We start from the raw sequence: 25,779 nt of genomic DNA, 5'->3' as shown, positions 1-25,779 counted from the left end.
CCACTGGCAGGGCGGCCGGCGTCCGGCGCCCGCCGGGACCGGACGCCGGCGGGAGCACGGCACCTAAGATGGCGGCATGGAAGACGAAGCCCTGGCGGACATTGCGGACAGGCTGTACGGCGGGACGCTGGACGACTTCATAGCGGCCAGGACCGCCGCTGCCAAGGATGCCGGGCGGCAGGACAAGGAACTGGGGGCAGCGGTCCGCGCCCTGCCGAAACCATCCGTCGCCGCGTGGGCGCTCAACATGCTGGCACGGCACCGGCCGGACGTGCTGGCCGCGCTTCGCGGACTTGGCGAGCGCATGCGGGCAGCGCAGGTGTCGCTGGATGCGCCCGCCCTGCGCGAACTGGGCCGGGAGCGCCGCACCATGCTGGCTGACGCCGTCGACGCTGCCCGGTCTGTTGCCCAGGAGCAGGGCCGCTCCATCAGCGACGCGATGGCCGCCGACGTTGAGGAGACCCTGCGGGCACTGACGGCAGACGAGCGTGCGGCGGCTGCGGTGGGCAGCGGCCGGCTGCTGAAAGTCCTGTCAGCCGACGGCATCAACGACGTCGACCTGGACGGGGCGGTGGCCCTCCCCGGGCTGCTCCCGGCCGCGCCGGCCACCGCCCGCGCAAGTGCTCCCCCGGCTCCAAAGACGAAAACGGAGGCGCAGGCAGCGGGGCCAAAGGCAACAGCGGCAAAGACACGCACGACGGCGGAGCACCACACCCAGCCAAAGCCCGCCAAGCCCCGGCTTGAGGCAGTGCGGCAGACTCCCCGGCCGGCCTCGCCGCCGGCGCTGGAAAGGGCCAGGGCCGCGCTGGCCGAGGCCCAGGCCGCTGAAGAGGAGGCCTCCCGGCTCGCGGGCGAGCTGCAGGACCGGGAGGAGCAGACACGTGCGGAAATTGCGTTACTGCAGCAGGAAACGGCTGAGCTTCGAAACCGGCTCAAGGCCGCCGAGGAAAGCCTGGACCGTTCCCGGAAGCGGCTCGCCGCCACCACCGCAGAAGCGAAACAGGCGGTCCGGGCGGCCGACAAAGCCAGCCGCACGGCCATGCTGGCACAGGAACGCGTACTCCGCCTGGCCAGCACCTGAGGGGCGCCAACTACTTGGCATGCCCTCTCGCCCCGGGCATCGGCGGGACCTACTGTGGAGCTATGGACGCCGCAGCAGCACACGCCTTTGCGATCCCGCCGGTATCGGTTCACCGTCCCACCACGGCCGTGGAAGACGCCGTCACCCTCGCGGCCGGCGTCTGGCTCCTCACGGGGACCTACGTTGACGGCTGGGCGCACAACAACCTCCGCGGCCTGGAGACGTTCTTCACACCGTGGCACGCGATCCTCTACTCAGGCTTCGCCGCCTGCGCCCTCTGGATCGGCGCCTTGACCTGGCGCCGGCACGCCCCGGGGACGAGGTGGCGGGAAGCAGTCCCTGCCGGCTATGGGGCAGCCGCGGCCGGCGTACTCCTCTTCCTTGCTTCCGGGCTGGGCGACTTCGCCTGGCATTCGGTGTTCGGCATTGAGCAGAACATCAGCGCCCTGTTCAGCCCGTCCCACCTGGGTCTGGCTACCGGCGGCTTCCTCATTCTTGGTGCACCTTTCTCGGCAGCGTGGCACTCACCTGCCCGGCCATGGGCCCGGCTGGTGCCGGCGTTCGTGAGCGCGATGCTCGCCGGCATGGTTGCAGCTTTCATCCTGCAGGAGTTTGCGGTCTTCTCCCGCCATGGCCTCATCCAGACGTACTCCGGCCCCGCCGGGACCCAGCCGGCGGTGACGGGTCCAACGTCGTCGAGCATCATGGTCTCCTTGGCGACATTCCTGGTCTCGACGTTCGTGCTCTTCGTTCCCATCCTGTTGCTGTCGCTGCGGTGGCGGCTGCCGACCCTGGTGCCGGCGGCGATGGTGCTGGTCCCCTCCGCAGCCCTGCAGATCATGGTGGCCCTGCGGGATGCCTGGCTGTTGCCGGCTGCCCTGGCCGGTTCACTCCTGGTAGGAGTGGTGTGGGCGGTGGCGCGGCCGGTCCCGGACAGTCCCGCGCGGCTCCTGACCGCGGCAGGACTCTCACCTGTCGTCTTCTGGGCCCCCTATTTCGCTACTGTGGCGCTTCACGACCGGGCGCTCAGCTTCCCGCCCGAGATATGGAGCGGAACCCTCACATGGAGCGGGCTGGCAATGCTGTCCGTGGCCGCACTCGTGCTGAAGGTGCGGGCCACCGGCGCCGCAGTCCCGGATCCACGGGCCCTTTAGCCCGCCAGGTGCGCGGCCTGGCTTCAGCCGGGTTGGCAAATCCCAACAACACGCGGCGCTGCTTCCGGTGAATGTCAGACCCCGGTTGCACACTGGATTTATGGAAAACCAAGCCGTACAGGAATTTCACGTAACGTACTTCGACGCCGACTGCGGCCGGGCCCGCTCCGAGTATTTTGACACCCTCGAAGAGGCCGAGCGCTTCGCCTCCCGGCACTGCCACGGCGAAGACAGCTGGGCCGTGGTGGACGCCGTCACCGTGGAGCACGTCCGAATCGCCGCCTGACCGGTTCAGCCAAAAAACCCCGCGGTCCACTGCCCAGGCCAGCCGCGGCCCAGCTCCGCCAACCAGGGTGCAAACCAGGCAGGACAGCCACGCCGGTTACGGGCGCCAGCCTCGCATTAAAGCCGTCAGCCCGCGCTGCCTGGCGGTTGCCGGCAGCACGGGCTGACGTTGGTTCGGCGGAGGTCCCCGGCCGGCTGGGCCGGCACCGCCGGTCGCGGGTTACGCGAAGTCGGAGACCGCGGGATCGGGTCCGATGCGGCCCTCGCCGCCGGCGGTGCGGTCCAGGTTGTTGATGGCTTCAACGTCCCCGGCGTCCAGGGAAACCTCGAGTGCCGCGAAGTTCTCCTTGATGCGGGACTCAGTCACGGACTTGGGGATGACCACGTTGCCGATGGCCAGGTGCCACGCAATGACCACCTGGGCGGGAGTCGCCTGGTGCTTGGCAGCGATCGACGCAACAACAGGGTCCTGCAGCAGTTCCCCGCCCTGGCCCAACGGGGACCATGCCTGGGTCAGGATGCCTTTTTCTGCTCCAAATTCCCGCAGTTCACGCTGGCTGAAGTAGGGGTGCAGTTCGATCTGGTGGATGGCCGGAACCACTCCGGTTTCATCGATCAGGCGCTGCAGGCCCTCGGCGGTGAAGTTGGAGACACCGATGGACTTGACCCGGCCGCGCTTCTGGAGTTCGATCAGCGCCTTCCACGTGTCCACGTATTTGTCCTGCTTGGGCTGCATCCAGTGGATCAGGTAGAGGTCCAGCGTTTCGAGGCCAAGCCGGTCCATGGATTCCTCGAAGGCGGCGAGGGTGGATTCGTACCCCTGGTCCGCGTTCCACAGCTTGGTGGTGATGAAGATCTGTTCCGGTGACAGGCCGGAGCCGGCGATTGCACGGCCAACGCCTGCCTCGTTGCCGTAGATCTTCGCCGTGTCGATGTGCCGGAAGCCGGCTTCGAAGGCCTGGCGGACAACCTTTTCAGCCACGCCGTCCTCAACCTGCCACACACCATAGCCGAGCTGGGGGATCGTGTTTCCGTCGTTGAAAGTCAAGGTAGGTGAAGAAGTCATCTCTTCATCCTGCCAAACGTCCCCCGCTTCAGGCTCCCGTTTGGTTCGATGTCAGCCACACGCGTAACCGCGATATTTACGTCCCAAACCGGGAATATTTGCGCGGCACCGGTCCAGCTACTCCCCGCGAAGCTGCCTCTCGGCGTCGTTCACCTGCTGGAACACCGCCTCAGCCCGGCGCCGGACCGACACCGCACCAACCGGTACCGGCCCCACGGCGAGCCGCAGCATTGCCGCCGCCTCAGCCGTGGTGGCCAGCGAATTGCCCGCCTTGGAGAGGGACCTGTGGACGTCCGCAAGGCCGGCCGGTATGTCCAGGCCGTCACTGGGCGCACGCCGCTGCGCTTCCATGCATACCGTCCGGACACGCTGCAGGAGGCCGGCCAGTTCGTTGGCGATATCCACCAGTTCCCCGTACAGCTGGTCGTCCTCCACCCCTTCGAGCACCTGGTGGAAGCGGTCAAGTCCCCGCTGGAAGCGGTCGTGCGCGCGGCGCCACAACCCCTTGCCCAGTTCAACATCATCCTTGCGCCCCTGCCGCGCGGCGCTGAAAAAGCCCAAGCGGAGCCTACAGGTACTGCCCGGGACCGTGGTCCGGTTCGTCACGCTGGTTGGGCCGTGCCTGCGCCCCCGGCCGTGCTCCGGCCGGGGCGCGCTGCGGCTCGCCGTTTTCGCCGATGACGACGCCGGGCGCAATCATGGTGCCTGGCGGCAGCTGACGCAGCTGCAGCTGCGCGGCGGCGTGTTCGCGGGCGGCGTTCTGCGCCGCGATGGCGGTCTGGATCCCGTGGAACAAGCCCTCAAGCCAACCCACCAGCTGCGCCTGGGCGATCCGGAGCTCGGCGTCGGAGGGCGTGGCGTCGTCCGAGAAGGGCAGGTTGATCCTGTCCAGTTCTGCAACCAGCTCCGGCGCAAGCCCGTCCTCCAGCTCCTTGATGGAGCGGGCGTGGATGGCGGCCAGCCGGCCCCGCGCAGCGTCGTCAAGCGGCGCGGACTTCACCTCTTCGAGAAGCTGGCGGATCATGGTGCCGATCCGCATCACCTTGGCAGGCTCGTCCACCAGATCCTGCAGGCTGCTGCCCCTGGGCTTGCCGTCCGCGGCGGACGGAATCTGCACGGGGTCCTGGGTGTCGTCAACGGGAGTGCCTTCTACCGGGAGGTCCTCAGCTGCCTGAGTGTCGTTGGGATCGCTCATGCGTTCATACTCTCACGGCCCATCCGCCCGGAGTCCACCCGTGAACGCCTGTGGCGGGCTTGTCCGCTGCCGGCTCAATCAGCAGGCCCAATCAGCAGCACCTGCCCTGCGGGTTGTTGTCCTGGCGGTCCGTACGGTCCCGCCAAAACTCGCGTTCGCTGAGGGGCTCCTCCTGGTGCCCGGCTGCCCTGTGGTGCTCGAGGTACTTGGTGTAGGCGTCCGCGCCCATGACGCCGCCCAGGTAGCGGGCGAACCCGCGGAAGCCATTGGCCACCAAAGCCACACCGGTGCCCATCAGTGCCTGGCCCGTTCAAGCCGTGCGTCTGCGGGCACCCTGTCCCACTCGGCTGCCAACTCACGTTCGGCCGTCGTCGGCACCAGTCCGGCGGGGGCGAAGACGCGCGAGGGAACCGCCGGGTCCTCGTTGTCCGTGGTGGCAGTGCCGGCCGCCCTGTCACGGAATGCCTTGACCGTGGCCAGCACCGCCGTGGCAATCACGATGATGCTCAGCACCACGAAGATCACGGACAGCCAGCCCTGGATGGCCGTGTTGCGGACCACAGCTTCCATGGCGGCCCCGGTCTTGGCGGTACCGAACTCGGTCTTGCCGTCCGCCAGCGCCTTGCTGAAGGCGGCGTTGTTCGCGAAGTACCCCACGGCAGGGACGGGCGAGAAGATCTTCAGGTAGCTGGCGGTGATGGTGACCACGGCGGCGAAGGCCAGCGGCAGGGCAACGATCCACAGGTACTTGAAGGTGCCGCGCTTGGCGACGATGGCCAGGCATACAGCCAGCGCGATGGCGGCCAGGAGCTGGTTGGCGATGCCGAACAGCGGGAACAGGGTGTTGATGCCGCCCAGCGGATCGGTCACGCCCATCAGCAGCACGGCACCCCAGGCAGCCACCATGATGGCCGTGCAGAGCCAGGCCCCGGGCCGCCAGGAGGCTTCCTTGAACTTGGGGACGAAGTTGCCGATCGAGTCCTGCAGCATGAAACGTGCAACGCGGGTGCCGGCATCCACGGCGGTGAGGATGAAGAGCGCCTCGAACATGATGGCGAAGTGGTACCAGAACGCCATCATGGCCGTCCCGCCGATGAACTGCTGCATGATGTGCGCCAGCCCGACGGCCAGCGTGGGTGCGCCGCCGGTGCGGGAGACGATGCTCTGCTCCCCAACGTTGGCGGCGGTTTCGCTGAGCAGGCCGGGGGTGATGTTGACGCCGCTCAGGCCCAGGCCGTTGACCCAGGTGGCTGCCGTTTCCACGGTGCCGCCCGTCAGCGCCGTGGGGGCATTCATGGCGAAGTAGAGGCCGCGGTCGATCGAGATGGCTGCTACCAGCGCCATGATGGCCACGAAGGATTCCATCAGCATGCCGCCGTAGCCGATGTACCGGGTCTGCCGTTCCTTCTCCACCAGTTTGGGGGTGGTGCCGGACGAGATCAGGGCGTGGAAACCGGACAGCGCACCACAGGCGATGGTCACGAACAGGAAGGGGAACAGTGCGCCGGAGAACACGGGCCCGTTCTCGCGGCCGGCGAATTCGCTGAAGGCCGGGACGGTGATTTCGGGCCGGACCACGATGATGGCCAGCGCGAGCATCACGATCACGCCGATCTTCATGAAGGTGGAGAGGTAGTCGCGCGGAGCCAGGAGCAGCCATACGGGCAGGATCGCAGCAATGAAGCCGTAAACGATCAGGCCCCAGGCGATGGTGACCTTGTCCAGGTGGAACACGGTGGCGCCCCATTGGGTCTGCGCCACCAGGCCGCCGCCGATGATGGCCGCCATCAGGAGGACGAAGCCGATGATCGAGACCTCCATGACCTTGCCGGGGCGCAGGTAACGGAGGTAGACACCCATGAACAGGGCGATGGGGATGGTCATGCCCACCGAGAACACGCCCCACGGGCTTTCGCCCAGGGCATTAACGACGACGAGCGCCAGGATGGCCACGATGATCACCATGATGAGCAGGGTGGCGATGAGGGCGGCCGTGCCGCCGATGACGCCAAGTTCCTCGCGGGCCATCTGGCCCAGCGACCGGCCGCCGCGGCGCATGGAGAAGAACATGACCAGGTAGTCCTGGACGGCCCCGGCAAGGACGACGCCGAGGATGATCCAGATGGTGCCGGGCAGGTAGCCCATCTGCGCCGCGATGACCGGCCCCACCAGCGGGCCGGCGCCGGCAATGGCGGCGAAGTGGTGGCCGAACAGGACGTTGCGGTCGGTGCGGACGTAGTCCTTGCCGTCTGCCTTGTATTCGGCAGGGGTGGCGCGCCGGTCGTCAGGCTTGGTGATGTAGCGCTCGATCACCTTCGAGTAGAAGCGGTACCCGATGAGGTAGGTGCAGACGGAGGCAAAGACGAACCAGATGGCGTTGACGGTTTCCCCGCGGACGATCGCCAGCATGAACCAGGCCACCCCGCCGAGGAGGGCGATTGCTGCCCAGAGCGCGATCTTGCCTGGCGTCCACCTCCGGTCTTCGGCGTCGAGCCGTGCCTCGTCCACAGCGGGCGGGGGAAGATTCGGGTCAGTCGCCAACCCGCCCTCCGCCCGGGATCCGTTGTTCCGCTGGTCAGGCATTCCGGCCATGTCTCCTCCTTGAGAGTTTTCCCTCGTTTGCTACTGGGCACCCTACCAACGCCGATCCTGCCAAAAGGGTCCGACGGCGGCGCGGCGCCGGCCTGTGCGGCGAGCGGCGGCAGTCCGGCGCTGAATGAGCGGTGACGGACGTACGACGGCGGGCTGCGGCAAAAGCGAAGGCTCCCGTCCGGATTCCGGACGGGAGCCTTCGCCCTTCGCATGGCGGCAGGGACGGTCAGGCGTGGGCGTAGGTGAGGCAGTCGGCGTTGTCGGCTCCCGGCCCGACGTGCACCTCCGGGGCGTTGCACATCAGGTGGTCGTTGTGGACGCACTCGGCCCGCTGGCAGGCTCCCACGTCGGCGAGGACCTTGGGCAGGCCGCCGTGGATGCCGGTCTCGATGAACGTGGCACAGGATGCGTGGTCCTGGCTTCCCCCCACGGTGATGGCATGGGCGGTGCAGCCTTCATGGTCGTTGAATGAACAACGGGTGACACTGCAGTCGGCAACATGGGTCGTCATGAAGTTCCTCCGTAAGTTCCACCGCCCGGGCGGGCGGCTCGTGCACCTACGGTAGGCCTGATCCCGGTGATCAAAAAGACCCAATACTTTGACCTAATGCCCCTCCACCAGGCTGCGCCTGGACAGGGGCAGCCCGGACCGGGTGAAGGCCCAGGCGAGCGCTGCCGCCGTCAAGGGCACTGCCACCAGCAGCGCGGACAGGTGCAGCCAGGGAACCTCGAGGGCTGTCCGCATGTCCGTGGAAAGGACCAGCAGGACCGCGGGCACCGTTCCTGCCAACGTCCCCAGAACGGCTCCAACGCAGCTGGTGAACAGTCCCTGCGCCCCGGCAAGGGCCTTGCGCAGCCTTGGCGAGGCCCCGACGCCGGCGAGGACCGCATGGTCCTTCCGTGCATCAGCCATGGAGAGTCCGGTCGTAATGCCCGCCGCGCTGAAGGTGATCAGCGCAGCCGCGGCCACGATGGACCAGGTGATCCACTGGCTTACCTGCGAAACGCCCGGTTCCGCCTGGAAAGTCATGCCCGGCTGCCCGTAGACGGCGGCGGCCGCAGCGGAGGCCGCATCTGCCTCAGCCTCGGAGGGGTAGGCAGAGAGCTGCACGAGCAGTCCGGCCGGGGCCGCGCGGAGGTCCAGGCGTTCGGCGGTTTCCGGCGAGACAACGCCGTAATAGGGCACCGGGACAGCCGGTTCAAGCACTGCCGCGGCAAGGGAGTCGCTCCTGACGGTTGAGGGGACGGTGCCCGGCCCCGAGGATGCCGGCTCTTGGGTCCGTACGTCCTTTCCCTCGAGCAGTACCCTTCCATCACTGACGAACACCGGGTTCGTCACCACCATCCCGCCGGCGTCCAGCACCGCCGTTGCCTCGGCGGTGGCGCTGCGGCCCAGCGCCGCCCGGATCTCCTCGCCGCCGCCCACCAGGATGGCCCGGCCGGACGGTTGTTCGCTGACCATGGAACCGCGGCACCGCCAGTCGCCCGGGTCCAACACCCTTCCCTTGGGAGTCCTCGGGCATTCATTTGCCTGCGGCCTGGCAAGCGAAAACAGCAGGCAGTTTGACGTATCCGTGCGCGCCGGCAATCCGGGATCAGCCGGGCCCTCGGGGCAGTTGCGCAGGCTCTCCGGCGCCGTGATCACGTGCGTCGATTCGACGGTGCCCAGGGCATCTGCCACCGCAGAGGAGAGCTTATGGACATCCACCCGGACGGGCGGCTTCCTGCTGCCATCGGCCGACGCCGGCGGATCCACCACCAGCGGCAGGTACGCCTGGTTTTCCAGGGCGCCCCAGTAATGTGTTTCCCGCATCCCCGCCTGCTGGCTGGCAGAGAGCACCAGGGCGGCGCTTGCCAGGGTGGCGGCGGCGAGTACCGCGGCCACGGCGGGAACGCTGCGCCCGCGGTTCCGGGCCGAATCCCGGGCCGCCATCCGGAGGGACAGCGGCATCCACTGGCTGCGGGAGGTCAGGCGGAGGACCAGCCAGCCGGTCAGCAGCACCAGGGCAACAACCGCCAGCACGGCGCCGAGGATGAGCACCGTGACCACCAGCGGCAGTTGCTCCGCCAGCCGGTCAGGATCGTTGGTGGACCGTCCCAGCAGCCAGCCCGCCGCCAGCAGCCCGGCAGCGGGCACCAGCGCCACGGTGCCGGCCACGGTTGCCCGCCGCGTCTTCGCCGAGGGGGCCCGGCCGGCTTTGAGGGCACCCAGCACAGCCTGCCGGGACACCTGCCGCGCAGGCACCATCGCCGCGATGGTGCAGGATGCCAGTCCCATGGCCATGGCGGCGAGTGTCAGCAGGAAATCCGGATGCAGCCCTGCCAGCCGTGCCGAGCCGTGCAACCGGACCACGTGGACGACGACGGCAGCGGCTCCCAGCCCCACCGCGGCTCCGGCGGCAACGGCAACGCCGCCCAGCCAGAGTCCACCCGCGGTGACAACAGCGCGGATGGCGGGGCCTTCCGCACCCGAGGATGCCAGCAGTGCCAGCTCACGCACCTGCTGCCTGGCGCCCACGGCGAAGGCAGCACCGGCCAGCAGGCCCACCTCCAGCAGCGCCAGGGCGCCGATCAGGCCGAACCCGGCGTAGACGGCCACCGCTTCCGTGGAATCATCCCGGGGCACGGAACCGGCAACGGTCCGTTCCTCCCGGGACGGCGGGTCCAGCACCACGCTGCGGGACAGCACGCCCACGCCTTTACTGTTGGCTTCCATGACCTGCGGCCAGGTGACCGGCTCCGGACCCACCAGGTAGTAGGACACGGACTGGCGGGTCTGCGGTCCCCTGGCAAGGTCAGAGGGTACCTGTCCTGCCTGCAGGTACAGGAAGCTGGTGCCGTCCGGGAGGCCGGCATCGCGAATGGTGCCCACCGGCACGAAGGTGCCTGCCGACGTCGTAAATTCCTGTCCGAAAGTGAGGTGGAAGCGCGTCATCAGCCCGGGCGACGCCAGCACCTCCGTGCCGTCGCGCGGGGGCCGGCCCGCCAGGAGGCTGAACTTTCCGGTGAAGGCCGGATTGAGGGCATCCACTTCGCGGCCCTGCAGCGAAACAAGTGCTTCCCCCACGCCGGTGGTCAGCTGGAGCAGGCGTTGCGGCAGCACATCGTAGCCCGCGGGAATGGCGTCAAGCGGGTCGGTCCGCCGGAATTCAGGATCGAACCGGCCGGTGCTGGAGGCGACCACACCGTCATTGAGCGGGTCCTGGAGGGAGTCCGCGCTGGGAACGGGCAGGACGCTGAACCTGGCCTGGGTGTTTCCCAGTTCGTAGGTGACGATTTCACCCGGCGTCCGCTGTGAGCTCTGGTAGAGGGTGGCGGCACCCGTCATCCCGGCCACGGGCAGCATGATGAGCAGGATGATGAGGAGGGACCGCCCCTTGTGGCGGGTGATGTCCCGGCGCGCCAGCCGCAGGGCAACCCGAAGGCTGCTCCGGCGGCTTGTGGGCGCCGGAGCAAGGTCCACCGGCATCAGAGACCGGCCTGGGTGAGCAGCATGGTGGGATCGTGCATGGCGGCGGCCTGGTCGATGATCCGCCCGTCCCGAAGGAAAACCACGCGGTCCGCCCAGGCGGCGTGCCTGGCTTCGTGGGTGACGAGCATGACGGCCGCTCCGGCGTCGGCACGGGCCCGCAGGACCTCCATGACCCCTTGGCCCGTTGTCGAATCCAATGCACCTGTAGGTTCATCGGCCAGGATCAGCCGCCGCTGGCCCACGATGGCCCTGGCGATCGCGACGCGCTGCTGCTGGCCGCCGGACATCTGGTCCATGAACCGGTCCGCCAGTTCGGGAATCCCCACTTGCCGCAGCGCATCGGCGGCCTGCCGGTGCGCTTTCCTGGTGGAAGTTCCGTCCAGTTCCAGCGGCAGCGCCACGTTCTCCGCGGCGGTCAGCGTGGGAACCAGGTTGAAGTCCTGGAAGACGTAGCCCACGGCCCGGCGGCGCAGCCGGGCCAGTTCGTTCAGGCCCAGCCCGGCCAGCGGCGTGGACTCAACGTAGACAGCGCCCGACGTCGGCCGGTCCAGTCCGCCGGCAATGGCCAGAAGGGAGGACTTGCCGGAGCCCGACGGGCCCATGACCGCGACGAACTCCCCAGCTGAAATGGTGAGGTCAACGTCGCGGAGGGCGGCGACCGCCGTCGCGCCGTGCCCGAAAGTCCTTCCCACCCTGGCGAGTTCAAGGACCTGCTGCGGCCCCTGCACGCTCACCGGCGGATGTCCGCGTTGAGCGGGGTGTCTTCCGTGGCCCCGTTGGAGGATTTCCGGGCTCCAATTGCCGCCGTGGCCTGCGCCTGCTGGACCATCCTGGCCTCGCAAAGGTCCAGCCAGCGGACTTCCGCTTCGGTCTGGAAGATCAGTGAATCGAGCACCAACAGCCAGGCAGTATCCGTGGCCCGCTGGTTTGCCGCCGTATCGCGGCGCGCCCTGGTGTAGTCCTGCAGGGCGCGGATGGACGCCACGCGCTGGGCCTGGATGATGGCCTGGACATCGACCCCGGGCAGGGTAACGGCGAGCGCAAGCTTGATGGCGAGCTCGTTGCGTGGTGGGCTGTTCCGCTCCACGGGGGCGGCAAACCAGTTCCGCACCTCGTCCTTGCCGGCAGGGGTGATGCTGTACACCACGTGCCCTTCGCCGTCGTCGCCCTCCTTGGCCACCAGGGCATCGCGCTCCAGCCGGTCAAGTGTGGTGTACACCTGCCCGATATTCAGCGGCCACGTGGCCCCGGTGCGGTTCTCGAACTCGACCCGCAGCTGGTAGCCGTAGCGCGGCTGGTCCTGCAACAGGGCAAGGAGGCTGTGGCGAATGGACATTGTGCTCCCCCGGGCTGGTTCCAACCGGTATGCACGAGCCCCCAAGACCCGTGCATACCGCGTATAGGCAGCCTAGCCCCGACTGACGCCCCGGCGCAATACCGGGTATGCAACCGGGGGTTCCTACATGACCAGGAGGACCTTGCCCACGTGGTCGCCGCTGTCGAAATAGCGGTGGGCTGCCGCTACCTGGTCCAGCGGGAAGGTCTTGGCGACCAGCGGACGGATCCGGCCGTCAGCCACCAGCGGCCACACGGCGTCCCGCACCGCAGTCATGATGGCACCCTTTTCCGCTACCGGCCGGGGCCGCAGGGCGGTGGCCACCACGGCTGCCCGCTTCTTCAGCAACAGGCCCAGGTCCAGCTCCCCCTTGGTGCCGCCTTGCAGGCCGATCACCACCAGGCGCCCGTAGTCGGCCAGGGCCTCCACGTTCTGCTTGAGGTACTTGGCCCCCACCACGTCCAGGATGACGTCCGCCCCGTAGCCATCGTTCTGCCGCCGCAGGCTCTCCGGGAAGTCCTCCTCGGCGTAGTTGATGGCGATGTCAGCACCAAGGAACGCCTTGGCGGTGCCCACCTTCTCGTCAGTGCCGGCAGTCGTGGCCACCTTGGCGCCAAAGGCCTTGGCAAGCTGGATGGCCATGGTGCCGATCCCGCCGGTGGCGCCGTGGATGAGGACGGTCTCCCCCGGCTGCAGCTGCGCCGTCATGATCAGGTTCGAATAGACCGTTGCGGCCACTTCCGGCAGCGAGGCCGCTGTGACCAGGTCCACCCCGTCCGGCACCCGCAGTACCTGCTCGGCCGGAACCGCCACCTGCTGGGCATAGCCGCCGCCGGCCAGCAGGGCCACCACCTTGTCCCCCAACGAAAATGGCTTGCTGACGCCAGGGCCAAAGCCTGCGATCCGGCCCGAAACTTCCAGCCCGGGGATCTCGGAGGCACCGGGAGGCGGCGGGTAGAAACCCCGGCGCTGCTGGACATCGGCCCGGTTCAGGCCCGCAGCCACCACGTCAATGAGCACTTCGCCCTGGCCAGGCACCGGCGCATCCACGTCCCGGACTTCCAGCACTTCCGGGCCGCCCGGTTCCGATATGTAGACGGCTTTCATGGACCTCTCCCGTTCCTGACTCAAATCCTGGCTGCAACAAGTGTGCACCGGGCACCTTCCCGCTCCTGTTTTGTTGCAGGCAAGTGCCTATGAAACACTACTAGCTGAGGAAGGTTGTCCGAGCGGCCGAAGGAGCTGGTCTTGAAAACCAGTGTGCGGTAACCCCGTACCAAGAGTTCGAATCTCTTACCTTCCGCACTGGAAACCCCTGGCAGCCGGCACCGGCCGCCAGGGGTTTTGTGTTTTGGGCGCTGCTGCCTTACCGGTCAAGCGTGACAGGGAGTTCGGGTCAGCGTCGCAGGATGGCTGCCGCGATCTCGTCTGCATCCCTGAGGGTGCGCTGGCCGCTGCGGTAGGCGGGGCTGCCCGGCTGGAGGGCTTCGGCCGCGATGGCCGTGCCCCACTGGGTGGAGGACAACTGGAGGCCCAGCACGTACAGGTTTTCCGTCACGGACCCGTTGGAGGCAAGTGGGCGGTACGGGTGGGGCTCCACGTCCAGGCCCGTGGACTCGACGGGGGCACCTTCTGCGGTCATCATGAGCCGTGGACGCACCAGCCCATCGGACAGCATCTGCTCCAGGACCGGCGAATCATTGGCCGACACCCTGTTGCCCGGCGCAAGGGCCTCCACCATGGTCCGTGCCAGGACCGGCGGACCGGCAACCCACGGCGAGGAAGCCGTGAACATCGCGGACTGCCGGTCCACGCCGAACTTGGGGTCGGGTCCAACGAAGCTGACCACCCCTGCCCTGGCCAGTGCGGCGAGCTGTTCGGCGCGCAGCGCCGGCGGCCCGCTGGCAAGGCCTTCCACGAAGGATTCAAACCAGCCGCGCAGCCCGGCGACCCATGATTCATCGGTGATGCCGCCGTCGGCCACCGCCGTTTTGAGGAGGGCCCGCCCGTGGTGCAGGGCGCCGATGGCCATCTTGACGGGGTCGTCCTCGCCGAGCGCGGACCGGCGTGCATCGTCCAGCAGGAACTCCACCACGGCGGCATCGTGCTCGCGCCGGGACGCGAAGGAGCGCCCCGCCAAGGGGGCCGCGAGGCCCGGTAGGTCCAGCCGGTGCCGCGGACCAACGTGGACGGCCAGGACGCTTTCCACGGCGTCTTCCCAGTTGGCGGCGGTGTGGGCGTGCGGCTGCAGGGCTTCCTCCAGCGCTGCCAGGAAAGCCGCCGCATCGGGGACAGCCCCCGGCTGCGAGCGCACCAGGGTTGAGTAGTACGCCCAGAGGGCATCGCGGTGCAGCAGGGGCCACAGGTCGTGGTCGAACGAGGGCCGGATTCCGGCCTTGGCCAGCCGCTCCAGGGCGGCTTCGGTGAGGTAGCGGAGCGTGATGGAGGTGGCGTAATAGCCGTTGAGGGCTGCTTTTGCACGGTAGGGGGTTCCGCGCCGGGACGCCGCGATGATCAGGGGTTCCTGGCCGGACGGTTCGTACTCCAGGCGGCTTCCCGTGGACACGAACTTTCCGCCGCGGCCTTCGGTGAGTTGCCCCATCGTGTCGAAGAAGTTCAGGCCCATCCCGCGGACCAGCACGGGTTTCCCCGCGGGAATCCGTGTCCAGTCCACGTCTGCGGGCACGGCAGGGGGAAAGTACTGCAGGCCCAGCTGCTCGGCCGCGGCGTGCAGGCCGCGCTGTTCCGGATTCAGCCGGGACGGGATGTGCCCCAGGGCGAGCACCACTGCGTTGGCGCGGAGGGCAGCCCCGGCGGCCAGGCCGACGTCGAACATTCCGTCCCCCACCGGACGCACGGACACAGCCGACGTTTCGTGGAATTCGACCGTGACGCCGTCGGGAGCTTTGGCCAGCAGCTCCTCCAGCATGCACTTCAGGTAGCGGCCGTACAGGGCGCGGCTGGGGAAGTCATTGGACCCCAGCACCGCCAGTTCCGCCCGCTCCTCACCGGTGAGGGCCGGCAGCGGATCCCGCTGCTGCCGGGCACGCCACTGGTCGAACGTGGTGCCGGCCACGGGCGCCGGCAGCGACGGTTCCTGGGGAACCAGCGTGGGGTAGAAGGATTGCGTATTCATGAGGAACAGCCGTGACTGGCCGGGCTGCCACACGTGCCCCGGGCCCGCCGGGTAGGGGTCAACCACGTCGATGTGCAGCTGTGCAGGGCCTCCGGCCGCGGCGGCGTGGGCGAGCAGCCGCTCGAGCACGCTGGTGCCACGGGGGCCGCCGCCGATAATGACGGCCCGGTTGCTCTGCGATAATTCCACGGCATCCAGCGTACGGGCTGAAAGCGGAGGATGTGCCGGACGCTTGACTTGCCAGCCTTGGGGGATGTTGTTTGGATGGGGCGCATGACCACCACAGCAGCTGATCAAGCCTCCGCTCCCGGCCCCGGCCAGGACACCTCCGGCACCGCATCCCAGGGAACTGCGCCCGTGCCCGTCGACGAGAATGTGTGGCTGGAGGACATCTACGGCGAGGAACAGCTGGCCTGGGTCAGGGAGCAGAACTCCCGGACCGAGGACCTGCTGGAGGACGCCGGGTACGCCGAACTGGAGACCAGCATCCTGGAGGTCCTGGACTCCACGGACCGGATTGCCATGGTGGGCAAGCGGGGCGAGTGGTACTACAACTTCTGGAAGGACAGCCAGAACCCCAAGGGCCTGTGGCGGCGGACCACCTGGGAGAGCTACCTCACCGATTCCCCCGATTGGGACGTCCTGCTGGACGTGGACGAGCTGTCCCGGACCGAAGGCGAAGAGTGGGTGTTCCACGGCGCCACGTTCCTGCGCCCCGCGGCCGGAGCCCCCTACCGGCTGGCGCTGCTGGCCCTGTCCCCCGACGGCGGCGACGCGAACCGCTACCGCGAGTTCGACGTCGAGGCGCGCGGCTTCGTTGACCCCGCCCGGGGCGGGTTCGACCTGCCGACGGCGAAGGGCAACGTGTCGTGGCTGGATGCCGACACACTCCTGGTTTCCTCCACCGCGGAAGGCCTGCCCAAGACCGCGTCGTCCTACGCCCGCACAGCGGTGACCCTCAAACGCGGCGGTTCCCTGGCCGCTGCCCCGCGCCTTTTCGACGTGCCGGAGGACCACATGATGGCCGTCGCGGCGCACGATTCCACACCCGGATTTGAGCGCACCTTCGCTGTTGACTACATCGACTTCTTCAACCGGACCAACTTTGTGCTCCGGGACGGTGACTGGACGCCGATCGATGTGCCCACCGACGTCAACGTCAGCGCGCACCGGGAATGGCTGCTCTTCCGCCCGCAACAGGACTGGGTCCTCGACGGAACCACCTACCCCTCCGGCGCCCTGCTCGCCGCAAACTTCGAGGACTACCTCGCCGGGAGCCGGCAGCTCACCGTGCTGTTCACCCCCGATGACCACACATCGCTGCAGTCCTGGAGCTGGACCCGCAGCTTCCTGCTGCTGAACCTGCTCAGGGACGTTTCCTCGGAAATCCGGGTCCTGGATCCATCCAGGCCCGCCGGCACCACGGACTGCGGCTGGGCGGCCACCCTCCTTGACGCCTGCCCACCGCTGCATGACGTGAATGCCTACGCCGTGGACGACGAGGACGACGGACCAGCCGACGGCGGCGCCGGCGACGACTTCTGGCTCGTCGCCACGGGTTTCACCACCCCCACCACGCTCATGCGCGGCACCCTGGAGCACCACAGCGCCGGGACGTCCGGCGTGGTGGGCCGGCATGCGGCAATCAAGGCCTCGCCGTCGTTCTTTGCCGACACTGACTATGAAGTGGAGCAGCACTTCGCCGTGTCCGACGACGGCACCCGGGTTCCGTATTTCCAGATTGCTCCGCGGGGGCTGGCTTTGGACGGGCAGAACCCCACCCAGCTGTCCGGCTACGGCGGGTTTGAGGTTTCGCGGACGCCGTCCTACAGCGGCACGGTGGGCCGGGCATGGCTGGAGCGGCGGACCACGCTGTCCGGCGGCGACGGCGGGAAGGCGCCCCACTCCCGCGGCGGAGTGTACGTGGTGGCGAATATCCGGGGCGGCGGGGAGTACGGGCCCGCCTGGCACCGGGCGGCACTGAAGGAAAACCGGCACCGGGCCTACGAGGACTTCGCGGCCGTGGCACGGGACCTCATCTCCCGCGGCGTCACCTCGCCCCGCCGCCTGGGCTGCGTGGGCGGCTCCAACGGCGGCCTCCTGGTGGGCAACATGCTCACCCGGTACCCCGAACTGTTCAGGGCCGTCTCCTGCGGAGTGCCCCTGCTGGACATGCGCCGCTACACCAAGCTCTCCGCCGGGCATTCGTGGATCGCCGAGTACGGTGACCCGGACGTTCCCGAACAGTGGGAGTACATCAGGACCTTCTCGCCCTACCACCTGCTCAAGGACGCGGTGGAGTACCCGGAGACCTTCATCTGGACGGCAACCTCCGATGACCGGGTTGGCCCCGTGCAGGCGCGGAAGATGGCAGCCCGGATGCTGGCCATGGGCATCCCCAACGTCTGGTTCCACGAAGCCCTGGAGGGTGGCCATGCCGGCGCCTCGGACAACCGGCAGGCTGCCGCGCTGCAGGCCCGCAGCCAGCACTTCCTGTGGAAGGCGCTGGCAGGCTGACCGGCGTGGGCCCCTGGCTGGCTGTCCGGAGGGCCGGTTCCGGCCTCCCGGAAATCCGCATCGTCCGCCCCGGGCAACGATTGCCATAGGGCGCCGGGGCCGCGGCCGGCATGCCCGCGGCTGTGGCGGGGACCGTTTTGCACTGCATGGCCGGATCTGCGTATCCTTGGTGGGCTAGGAATAGCAATTGGAGACGTGCCAGAGCGGCCGAATGGACTTCACTGCTAATGAAGGGTCGGGGTTAAACTCGACCGGGGGTTCAAATCCCCCCGTCTCCGCGTTTGGCCCCGGTCCTGGACCGGGGCCTTTTGCGTTTCAGGGTGCCCCTGGCCAGTCCTAAGCCCGTTCGCGAATCAGCGCCTTGAAGGTTCGGAAACGCGAACAAGCTTCTGATACGCCGGGCGTGGGCCCGGTCCGCGGAAAACGCTGTCCGGTAGCCGGACGCTGGGCGCGCAGGCTTTGCCGCAGTGGCAGGATTAGCGCATGGCGGCACGCAGCAACTCAAACCAACCGGATGTGGGCCGGGCGGCATGGAATCCACGCCTGGCGCTTCTGGTGGCGGCAACGTTCTTCATGGAATTCCTGGACGGCACGGTCCTGACCACGGCCATTCCCAGCATTTCGTCGGACTTCGCCATCCCCGCCGCCAACGTCAACATCACCATGACCGCGTACCTGCTGACGGTGGCCGTCGGCATCCCCATCAGCGGCTGGCTGGCGGAGCGGTTCGGCGCCAGGCGGATCTTCTGCGCGGCCATCGCCATCTTCACGCTCGCTTCCCTGGCCTGCGCCCTCAGCCAGGACCTTGCCACGCTGACGCTGAGCCGCATCGCCCAGGGCGTTGGCGGGGCCATGATGGTGCCGGTGGGAACCCTGGTGGTCCTGCGCGGAACGCCGAAATCCGAATTACTGCGTGCCACCGCCTTCCTGGTGTGGCCCGGGCTCCTGGCACCCGTCCTCGCGCCGCTGGTAGGCGGCGCGCTCACCACGTACCTTTCCTGGCATTGGATCTTCCTGGTGAACATTCCCCTTGGTGCCGCCGCATTTGCCGCCGCCCTGCGCCTGGTCCCCTCGGCTCCGGGAGATCCGCACCGGCGGCTGGACTGGCCCGGAATGGCCCTGACCACGGTGGGGGTGGGCGCACTCGTGGCCGGTCTGGAACTGGCCAGCAGCCATCCTGAACTGCCCTGGGCCGGGATCAGTGCCGCCGCCGGGGTTGCCGCCCTGGCCGGGGCCGTGTTCTGGATGCGCAGGACTCCCCATCCGCTGTTCAACCTGCAGGTCTTCCGCACCCGGACCTTCCGGGCCATGGCCACCGGCGGGTTCATTTACCGGGTCACCATCAGTTCAGTGCCGTTCCTGCTGCCCCTGATGTTCCAGACCGGGTTCGGCTGGTCTCCCCTGCATGCCGGGGCGCTGGTGGCGGCCGTGTTCATTGGGAATATCGGGATCAAACCGGCCACCACCCCGCTGATCCGGAAGTTCGGTTTCAAGGCAATGCTGGTGTTCGCCTCGCTGGCCTCCGCCGTCACCTTCGCCCTCTGTGCCCTGCTGACACCGCAGACCCCTGAGGCGTTGATGTTCGTGCTGCTGGTGTGCAGCGGGGCCTTCCGCTCCATCGGTTTCTCGGCTTATGCCTCCGTGCAGTACGCCGACATCCCGCCGGCACAGCTGACCTCCGCCAACACGGTGTCGGCCACCCTGGTACAGCTGGCCACCGGCTCGGGTATCGCGGTGGCAGCCCTGCTTATCCGGACCTTTGACGGGCTGGCCCTCGGACCGCAGGACCCCGCCGGGCCCTTCCGCGGCGCTTTTGTGGCAATGGCCGTCCTGATGCTGGCCAGCACCGCGGACAGCATCCTGCTCCCCCGCCATGCGGGGGCAGCCGTCAGCCGGCCTGGGCCAAAACCAGGGGAAGCACCGCTCCCGCCCCGGCCTGCCGAAGGGCGCGCCCCGCGACGGTAAGGGTCCACCGGCTGTCGGCGAGGTCATCAATCAGCATGACCGTCTGGCCCTGGACGGACTGCAGGGCGGCTTCGAGCTCCGGGCCCACCACCAGCCTGTCCCACACGCCCGCCAGCCGGTAAGCGCTGTTTCCGCCGCGTCCGCCGGTGGGACCGCCGTGCGCCGGCTGCAGATCACCAAGGTAGGGAATGCGCCCGATCTCGGAAATCCCCCTGGCCAGCGAGCCCACCAGCTGCGGTTTGCTGCGGGACGGCATACCCACGATGGCGGCCGGCCTGCCCGCGCCGCTCCAGCCCGGGTTCCGGGCATCGCCGGTTCCCCATTCGCGCAGGACCTGCACGCAGGCCTGGAGCATGCCGGGATCCACCGGCCGGTCCTCCGCGCCGGCGGCAAACAGCTCCCGCAAGGCACCGCCCCACCCCAGGTCGGTCAGCCGGGCCAGGACACGTCCCTCCGAAAGGCCCTCTGCCGGCTTGAGCTTTCCTTTCACCGGTACTCCCAGCCGGTCCATCCCGCTGGGCCACTGAAGGCGCGGTTCAAGGACGCCGCCGGCCCTGCTCAGGGTCTGGCCGGCCGCCGCCGTGGCATCGGCTGCCACGTCTGCCGGGAACCACCGGCCGGCGCAGTTGTCGCACCGCCCGCAGGGACGGGCCGTCTCGTCATCCAGGACCGAGGTGATGTATTCCATCCTGCATCCTGCGGTGTCCTGGTAGATCACCATGGAGTCCTGCTCGTCCACCCGTGCCTCGGCAATGCGGCCGTAGCGTTCGGCGTCATAAACCCAGGGCTGGCCGGTGGACCGCCATCCCCCGCCGACCCGTTCCACCGCCCCGTCCACCGACAACACCTTCAGCAACAGCTCAAGCGGCGTGCGGCGAAGGTCCACCCTGGCCTCCAGCGCCACGGTTGACAGGGCGGTTCCGGCTTCAGCCAAGGCCGTCAGCACGGCTCCGGCCTTCTCCTCGGACGGCATGGACGCGGTGGCGAAGTACTGCCAGATCTCACGGTCCTCCGCGCCCGGGAGCAGCAGGACGTCCGCGTTGGCGGCACCACGTCCGGCACGCCCCACCTGCTGGTAGTAGGCGACGGGCGAGGACGGCGCACCGAGGTGGACGACGAAGCCAAGATCGGGCTTGTCGAAGCCCATCCCCAGGGCGGACGTGGCCACCAGCGCCTTGACCTGGTTGTCCTTCAGTAACTGTTCGGCCCGTTCACGGTCTGCGGGATCGGTCCGTCCGGTGTAGGCGAGTACGTTGTGCCCCGCTTCTGACAACAGGCGGGCGGTGTCCTCGGCCGCGGAAACGGTAAGGGTGTAAATAATCCCGCTGCCCGGAAGATCGGCCAGGTGCGTCAGCAGCCAGCCCAGCCGTTCCTTGGAGTCACGGAGCGACAGGACACCAAGCCGCAGCGAGTCACGGCCCAGGGAGCCGCGGATGGTCAGGACTCCCTCACCGAGCTGCTCTTCGATATCGTGCACCACGCGTGAGTTGGCCGTGGCGGTGGTGGCCAGGACCGGGACGGAATCCGGCAGCCTTGTGATGAGGTCCGCGATCCGGCGGTAGTCGGGGCGGAAGTCGTGCCCCCAGTCGGAAATACAGTGGGCTTCATCGATGACCAGCAGGCCGGTCCGGCGGAGCAGTTCGGGCAGCTGGGTTTCGCGGAACGCGGGATTGGTCAGCCGCTCCGGCGAGACGAGGAGGACGTCCACCTCATCGGCGGCCAATTGGCCACGCACGGCGTCCCACTCCAGCTGGTTGGCGGAGTTGATGGCAACGGCACGCACCCCGGCCCGGGCGGCGGCGGCCACCTGGTCCCGCATCAGGGCAAGCAACGGCGAGACGATCAGGGTAGGCCCGGCGCCCCGGCGCCGCAGCAGCAGGGAGGCCACGAAGTACACAGCCGACTTGCCCCAGCCGGTGCGCTGCACCACCAAAGCCCGCCGCCCGCCGTCGACCAGTGCCTCAATGGCCTCAAACTGCCCGTCATGGAAGACCGCGTCCGGGTGCCCCACCAGGCCCCGCAGGACCTCAAGCGCTTCGGCATGGGTGGCGGTGCCCGGTGCGCCGGGAGCTGCCATGTCTGCAACGGCGGTAGCGGAAACTGTGGACGTGTACTGGTTATCGGCCATTGGTTCAGTATCCCAGCACCCTCCGACACCCTGCACAGCCGCGGGCTGCTATGTGGAAAGCCGGCCGCAAAGCGGACCTGTTACGAAAGAGCTCCCCAATCCACATTGGCCGGAAGCGCTGCCCACGTAAGATAAAGCCCGTGACTAGCGAACAGACAACGACATTTGACCTTTCGGCATCCTTCAAGGCCTACGACGTCCGTGGGATTGTAGGCGAGTCGATCACCGCCGAAATCGTCGAAGCCGTGGGGGCCGCGTTCGTGGATGTCCTGCAGCTCGAAGGCCAGACCATCGTGGTGGGCGGGGACATGCGCCCCTCCTCCCCCGAGTTCACCAAGGCCTTCGCCAACGGAGCGGCAGCCCGCGGCGCCAATGTGGAGCTCCTGGACCTGATCTCCACCGATGAGCTGTACTTTGCCTGCGGGTTCCTCAACCGCGCCGGGGCCACCTTCACCGCCAGCCACAACCCCGCCGAATACAACGGCATCAAGATGGCCAAGGCGGGCGCCGTCCCCATCTCCTCCGAAACCGGCCTCAAGGAGATCCAGGCCCTCGCGGAGCAGTACCTCAACTCCGGGTCCATCCCCGCAGGCGGCACGCGCGGCCTCATCAGTGTCCGCGACGTGCTCAAGGACTACTCCGAGTACCTCCGCAAGCTCGTTGACCTTTCCGCGTCCCGCCCTCTGAAGGTGGTGGTGGATGCAGGCAACGGCATGGCCGGCCTGACCACCCCGGCCGTCCTGGGTGACGCGCTGCTGCCCAAGCTGCCTTTCGACATCGTTCCCCTGTATTTCGAACTGGACGGTTCCTTCCCCAACCACCCGGCCAACCCCCTGGAGCCGGAAAACCTCCGCGACCTGCAGGCAGCTGTCATCGAACACGGCGCGGACATCGGCCTGGCCTTCGACGGCGACGCCGACCGCTGCTTTGTCATCGACGAGAAGGGCGAGCCCGTCTCGCCGTCGGCCATCACCGGCATGGTGGCCCGCCGCGAGATCGCCCGCGCCAAGGCCCAGGGCGAGGAAAAGCCCGCCATCATCCACAACCTGCTGACCTCCCGCGCCGTCGCCGAACTGGTGGAGCACGACGGCGGCCGCGCCGTCCGCACGCGCGTGGGCCACTCCTTCATCAAGGCAGTCATGGCAAAGGAAGGCGCAGTATTCGGCGGCGAGCACTCCGCCCACTTCTACTTCCGCGACTTCTGGAACGCTGACACCGGCATGCTGGCCGCCATGCACGTCCTGGCAGCCCTGGGCGAGCAGGAGGGCCCGCTCTCCGAGCTGGCCCGCGAATACGAGCCGTATGTCAGCTCCGGCGAGATCAACTCCGAGGTGGAGGACAAGCCCGCAGCGGTGGAGCGGGTGCGCCAGGCCTTCGCGGACGAGGACCTCACCGTGGACAACATGGATGGGAGCACGTTCACGGCCAATGACGGCAGCTACTGGTTCAACCTCCGCCCTTCCAACACCGAACCGTTCCTGCGGCTCAATGCCGAGGCAACGGACCGGGCCACCATGGAACGCATCCGCGACCGCGTCCTGTCCCTGGTGCGGGCCTAGCAGCGGATGGCTGACCACACGGGGCAGGCAGCGGGCGGAACCGGCGGGCAGGAAAGCTGGCGCGATTCCGTCTCCGAGGCCACGGCAACTGACCTGGAGAACCTCCTGGGCACGGGCGTCAGCGCGGCCCAGGAGCAGCTCCAGCGCAACGGCGGTTTCCTGCCTTTCGCGCTGACAGTCCAGAATGACGGCGAGGTGCGGCTGGTGGCCGTCTCGCCTGCTGATGCCGCCGACGGCGCGGACGGGGATTTCGACGCGGATGCCATGATCCACGACCTTCAGGCCCTCCTCCGCCAGAACCGGGACGATTTCCGCGCCGCCGCGGTGGTCTGCGACATCCTGCTGGTGGAGGAGGATTCGGACGCCATCCATGTGGCCGCCGAACACCGCGACGGATCCCTGTTTGCGGCCGTGCTGCCATACTCCGCCAACGCAACCACGCAGTCCTGGGAGTTCGGCGAACTGGGCGCGGACGCCAGCGAGCCTGCGATCTGGGTGGACTAGACCGGACCCGCAGCCATGAAGATCAATGCCTTCGCTGACGTCAGCCTGCGAGCACTCATGGTGCTCGCAGCCGTTCCGGACGGCACGCTGCTCACCACCCAGAGCATCGCGGACGCGGTGGGCACACCCTACAACCATGTCAGCAAGGCCATGGCCAAACTGCGGAGCATGGGCCTGATTGAGGTTGTCCGGGGCCGGTCCGGCGGTTCCCGGCTCAGCCATGCGGGCCGGATCGCCTCCGTGGGCCAGATCCTGCGGCAGCTTGATACCCGCACCGATCCTGCCGATTGTGTTGCGCCTGGCGGCAACTGCCCGCTCATTAACGAGTGCAAACTGCGCGGCGCACTGGCCCGCGCCCGCGAAGCCTTCTATGCGGAGCTGGACTCCGTGGTGATCGCGGAACTCCCCCAGGCCCGGCAAATGGCTCCGGTCTTCCAGATGATCGGCCTCCGCCCGGGGCTTTGAACCGACTATCCGAGCGCAGGCTCCCGGTTTGATTTCAAACTTCTACAAGGTGTAGAACTGAGGCAGAAATACTCGTATTTCAAATATGAGTTTTCCTCCGGCCGGACGAAGGCCCCGGCCACTACCTCAGGAGTTCAGATGCTCTCGGACAAGTCCCGCCCCGTCATTGAGGCCACCCTGCCGCTGGTCGGTTCCCGGATCGGATCCATCACCCCCAACTTCTACGCCCGCCTGTTCGCGGCGCACCCCGAACTGATGGATGGCCTGTTCAGCCGCTCCAACCAGCGCTCCGGCAACCAGCAGCAGGCCCTCGCCGGGAGCATCGCCGCCTTCGCCACCCATCTGGTGAACAACCCGGGCACCCTGCCGGAAACTGTCCTTTCGCGCATCGCGCACCGGCACGCCTCCCTGGGCATCACGGAGCCGCAGTACCAGGTGGTCTACGAGCACCTGTTCGCCGCCATCGCCGAGGACCTGGCCGAGGTGATCACTCCTGAAATCGCCGAAGCCTGGACCGAGGTGTACTGGCTGATGGCGGACGCCCTGATCAAGCTCGAAAAGGGCCTCTACGCCGCGCAGGCCAACGACAAAATGTGGACGCCCTGGCGGGTGGCAGCCAAGGCACCGGCAGGAACCGGGTCCATGACCTTCACCCTGGAGCCGGCCGACGACACCCCCGTCACCCCCGCCCTGCCCGGCCAGTACATCAGCGTCAAGGTGGCCCTCCCGGACGGGCTGCGCCAGGTCCGCCAGTACTCCCTCTCCGGCGATGCAGGCACCAGCCGCATCTTCACCACCAAGCTGGACGACGGCGGCGAGGTCTCCCCCGTCCTGCACCACACCGTCCAGGTGGGCGACCTCGTCGAGATCTCCAACCCCTACGGCGAGATCACGCTCAAGGAGGGCGACGGCCCCGTGGTCCTCGCCTCCGCCGGCATTGGCTGCACGCCCACCGCCTCCATCCTCCGCTCCCTCGCCGAATCAGGCTCCGACCGGCAGGTCCTGGTGCTGCATGCCGAAAGCACCCTGGACAGCTGGGCCCTGCGCAGCCAGATGACGGACGACGTCGAGCGCCTGGACGGCGCGGAACTCCAGCTGTGGCTGGAGAAGCCGGTGGAGGGCGCCCGGGAAGGGTTCATGTCCCTGCGCGAAGTGGACCTTCCGGCGGACGCCTCCCTCTACCTCTGCGGCCCCCTGCCGTTCATGAAGAACATCCGCAACGAGGCCATCAACGCCGGCATCCCGGCCACCAAGATCCACTACGAGGTCTTCGGCCCGGACATCTGGCTCGCCAGCTGAAACAGCCATCCAACGACGGCGGCCC

21 protein-coding genes and 2 tRNA genes are annotated in these 25,779 nt (G+C 68.1%); 11 read left to right on the top strand and 12 right to left on the bottom strand.

Going from position 1 to position 25,779, the window contains the following annotated elements; all coding sequences use genetic code 11:
• Window positions 1-76: 76 nt before the first annotated feature.
• The 3 genes from ACEN9K_RS04635 (at window position 77) to ACEN9K_RS04625 (ending at window position 2,521) form a co-directional block, all read left to right on the top strand.
• The gene (locus ACEN9K_RS04635) at window positions 77-1,081 is read left to right on the top strand and encodes a hypothetical protein (protein WP_495635248.1); all 1,005 of its coding nucleotides are present in this window, start codon (window positions 77-79) and stop codon (window positions 1,079-1,081) included.
• A gap of 62 nt (window positions 1,082-1,143) precedes the next feature.
• Window positions 1,144-2,235, top strand: coding sequence for a hypothetical protein (locus tag ACEN9K_RS04630; protein WP_495635247.1), 1,092 nt, complete (start codon window positions 1,144-1,146; stop codon window positions 2,233-2,235).
• A 100-nt stretch (window positions 2,236-2,335) separates the two neighbouring features.
• Entirely contained in the window at window positions 2,336-2,521 is a 186-nt protein-coding gene (locus tag ACEN9K_RS04625) for a hypothetical protein (RefSeq protein WP_018771206.1), read from the top strand.
• A gap of 219 nt (window positions 2,522-2,740) precedes the next feature.
• Here the strand turns inward: ACEN9K_RS04625 and ACEN9K_RS04620 are convergent, their stop codons facing one another.
• The 10 genes from ACEN9K_RS04620 to ACEN9K_RS04575 all read right to left on the bottom strand — a co-directional run bounded on the left by ACEN9K_RS04620 (window position 2,741) and on the right by ACEN9K_RS04575 (window position 13,288).
• The gene (locus tag ACEN9K_RS04620; protein ID WP_026266063.1) at window positions 2,741-3,586 is read right to left on the bottom strand and encodes an aldo/keto reductase; all 846 of its coding nucleotides are present in this window, start codon (window positions 3,584-3,586) and stop codon (window positions 2,741-2,743) included.
• A gap of 117 nt (window positions 3,587-3,703) precedes the next feature.
• Window positions 3,704-4,147: a hypothetical protein gene (locus tag ACEN9K_RS04615; RefSeq protein ID WP_018771208.1), complete on the bottom strand. Its 444-nt coding sequence runs from the start codon at window positions 4,145-4,147 to the stop codon at window positions 3,704-3,706.
• A gap of 7 nt (window positions 4,148-4,154) precedes the next feature.
• Window positions 4,155-4,781, bottom strand: a complete 627-nt coding sequence (locus ACEN9K_RS04610) for a bacterial proteasome activator family protein (protein ID WP_018771209.1) — start codon at window positions 4,779-4,781, stop codon at window positions 4,155-4,157.
• Window positions 4,782-4,872: 91 nt separating this feature from the next.
• On the bottom strand, window positions 4,873-5,076 hold the full coding sequence (locus tag ACEN9K_RS04605) for a YbdD/YjiX family protein (RefSeq protein WP_018771210.1): 204 nt from the start codon (window positions 5,074-5,076) through the stop codon (window positions 4,873-4,875).
• The gene (locus tag ACEN9K_RS04600; RefSeq protein WP_018771211.1) at window positions 5,076-7,373 is read right to left on the bottom strand and encodes a carbon starvation CstA family protein; all 2,298 of its coding nucleotides are present in this window, start codon (window positions 7,371-7,373) and stop codon (window positions 5,076-5,078) included. The genes ACEN9K_RS04605 and ACEN9K_RS04600 overlap by 1 nt, the downstream gene beginning before the upstream one ends.
• Before the next feature lie 226 nt (window positions 7,374-7,599).
• Window positions 7,600-7,884, bottom strand: a complete 285-nt coding sequence (locus ACEN9K_RS04595; protein ID WP_018771212.1) for a DUF1540 domain-containing protein — start codon at window positions 7,882-7,884, stop codon at window positions 7,600-7,602.
• Between the two features lie 93 nt (window positions 7,885-7,977).
• Complete coding sequence (locus ACEN9K_RS04590) at window positions 7,978-10,842, bottom strand: ABC transporter permease family protein (RefSeq protein ID WP_018771213.1); 2,865 nt, start codon at window positions 10,840-10,842, stop codon at window positions 7,978-7,980.
• Window positions 10,842-11,579, bottom strand: coding sequence for an ABC transporter ATP-binding protein (locus ACEN9K_RS04585; protein ID WP_056389255.1), 738 nt, complete (start codon window positions 11,577-11,579; stop codon window positions 10,842-10,844). Before ACEN9K_RS04585 ends, ACEN9K_RS04590 begins: the two co-directional genes overlap by 1 nt.
• A complete protein-coding gene (locus ACEN9K_RS04580; protein ID WP_018771215.1) occupies window positions 11,576-12,181 on the bottom strand; it encodes a PadR family transcriptional regulator in 606 nt (201 codons plus the stop codon). The genes ACEN9K_RS04585 and ACEN9K_RS04580 overlap by 4 nt, the downstream gene beginning before the upstream one ends.
• A gap of 123 nt (window positions 12,182-12,304) precedes the next feature.
• Window positions 12,305-13,288 carry an NAD(P)H-quinone oxidoreductase gene (locus tag ACEN9K_RS04575; protein WP_018771216.1) on the bottom strand — a complete coding sequence of 328 codons (984 nt, stop codon included), beginning with the start codon at window positions 13,286-13,288 and terminating at the stop codon, window positions 12,305-12,307.
• A gap of 108 nt (window positions 13,289-13,396) precedes the next feature.
• On the opposite strand from ACEN9K_RS04575, the gene ACEN9K_RS04570 reads away from it, so the two are divergent.
• Window positions 13,397-13,484: transfer RNA gene (locus ACEN9K_RS04570), tRNA-Ser, on the top strand.
• Window positions 13,485-13,577: 93 nt separating this feature from the next.
• On the opposite strand, the gene ACEN9K_RS04565 is transcribed toward ACEN9K_RS04570, so the two are convergent.
• Complete coding sequence (locus ACEN9K_RS04565; protein ID WP_018771217.1) at window positions 13,578-15,506, bottom strand: FAD/NAD(P)-binding protein; 1,929 nt, start codon at window positions 15,504-15,506, stop codon at window positions 13,578-13,580.
• An 84-nt stretch (window positions 15,507-15,590) separates the two neighbouring features.
• On the opposite strand from ACEN9K_RS04565, the gene ACEN9K_RS04560 reads away from it, so the two are divergent.
• From ACEN9K_RS04560 to ACEN9K_RS04550, 3 genes are all read left to right on the top strand, one after another.
• Window positions 15,591-17,834 carry a prolyl oligopeptidase family serine peptidase gene (locus ACEN9K_RS04560; RefSeq protein WP_018771218.1) on the top strand — a complete coding sequence of 748 codons (2,244 nt, stop codon included), beginning with the start codon at window positions 15,591-15,593 and terminating at the stop codon, window positions 17,832-17,834.
• A gap of 189 nt (window positions 17,835-18,023) precedes the next feature.
• Window positions 18,024-18,112: transfer RNA gene (locus tag ACEN9K_RS04555), tRNA-Ser, on the top strand.
• Between the two features lie 205 nt (window positions 18,113-18,317).
• The gene (locus tag ACEN9K_RS04550) at window positions 18,318-19,799 is read left to right on the top strand and encodes an MFS transporter (protein WP_495635246.1); all 1,482 of its coding nucleotides are present in this window, start codon (window positions 18,318-18,320) and stop codon (window positions 19,797-19,799) included.
• On the opposite strand, the gene ACEN9K_RS04545 is transcribed toward ACEN9K_RS04550, so the two are convergent.
• Window positions 19,723-21,927 carry a RecQ family ATP-dependent DNA helicase gene (locus tag ACEN9K_RS04545; RefSeq protein WP_495635245.1) on the bottom strand — a complete coding sequence of 735 codons (2,205 nt, stop codon included), beginning with the start codon at window positions 21,925-21,927 and terminating at the stop codon, window positions 19,723-19,725. The two genes, ACEN9K_RS04550 and ACEN9K_RS04545, sit on opposite strands and share 77 nt — an antisense overlap.
• A 140-nt stretch (window positions 21,928-22,067) precedes the next feature.
• Between ACEN9K_RS04545 and ACEN9K_RS04540 the strand changes: the two genes are divergently transcribed.
• The 4 genes from ACEN9K_RS04540 to ACEN9K_RS04525 all read left to right on the top strand — a co-directional run bounded on the left by ACEN9K_RS04540 (window position 22,068) and on the right by ACEN9K_RS04525 (window position 25,754).
• On the top strand, window positions 22,068-23,486 hold the full coding sequence (locus ACEN9K_RS04540; protein WP_134165835.1) for a phosphomannomutase/phosphoglucomutase: 1,419 nt from the start codon (window positions 22,068-22,070) through the stop codon (window positions 23,484-23,486).
• Between the two features lie 6 nt (window positions 23,487-23,492).
• On the top strand, window positions 23,493-23,990 hold the full coding sequence (locus tag ACEN9K_RS04535; RefSeq protein WP_144600277.1) for a hypothetical protein: 498 nt from the start codon (window positions 23,493-23,495) through the stop codon (window positions 23,988-23,990).
• A 15-nt stretch (window positions 23,991-24,005) separates the two neighbouring features.
• Window positions 24,006-24,455 (top strand): RrF2 family transcriptional regulator, encoded by a 450-nt coding sequence (locus ACEN9K_RS04530; protein ID WP_018771223.1) that lies wholly within the window; start codon window positions 24,006-24,008, stop codon window positions 24,453-24,455.
• Between the two features lie 138 nt (window positions 24,456-24,593).
• Window positions 24,594-25,754 (top strand): globin domain-containing protein, encoded by a 1,161-nt coding sequence (locus tag ACEN9K_RS04525; protein WP_134165837.1) that lies wholly within the window; start codon window positions 24,594-24,596, stop codon window positions 25,752-25,754.
• The last annotated feature ends 25 nt before the right edge of the window (window positions 25,755-25,779 follow it).

The organism is Pseudarthrobacter sp. Pseusp20, assembly GCF_059492155.1.
Note: the sequence above shows the minus strand (reverse complement) of the source record. Positions and strands in the feature narration are given on the sequence as shown.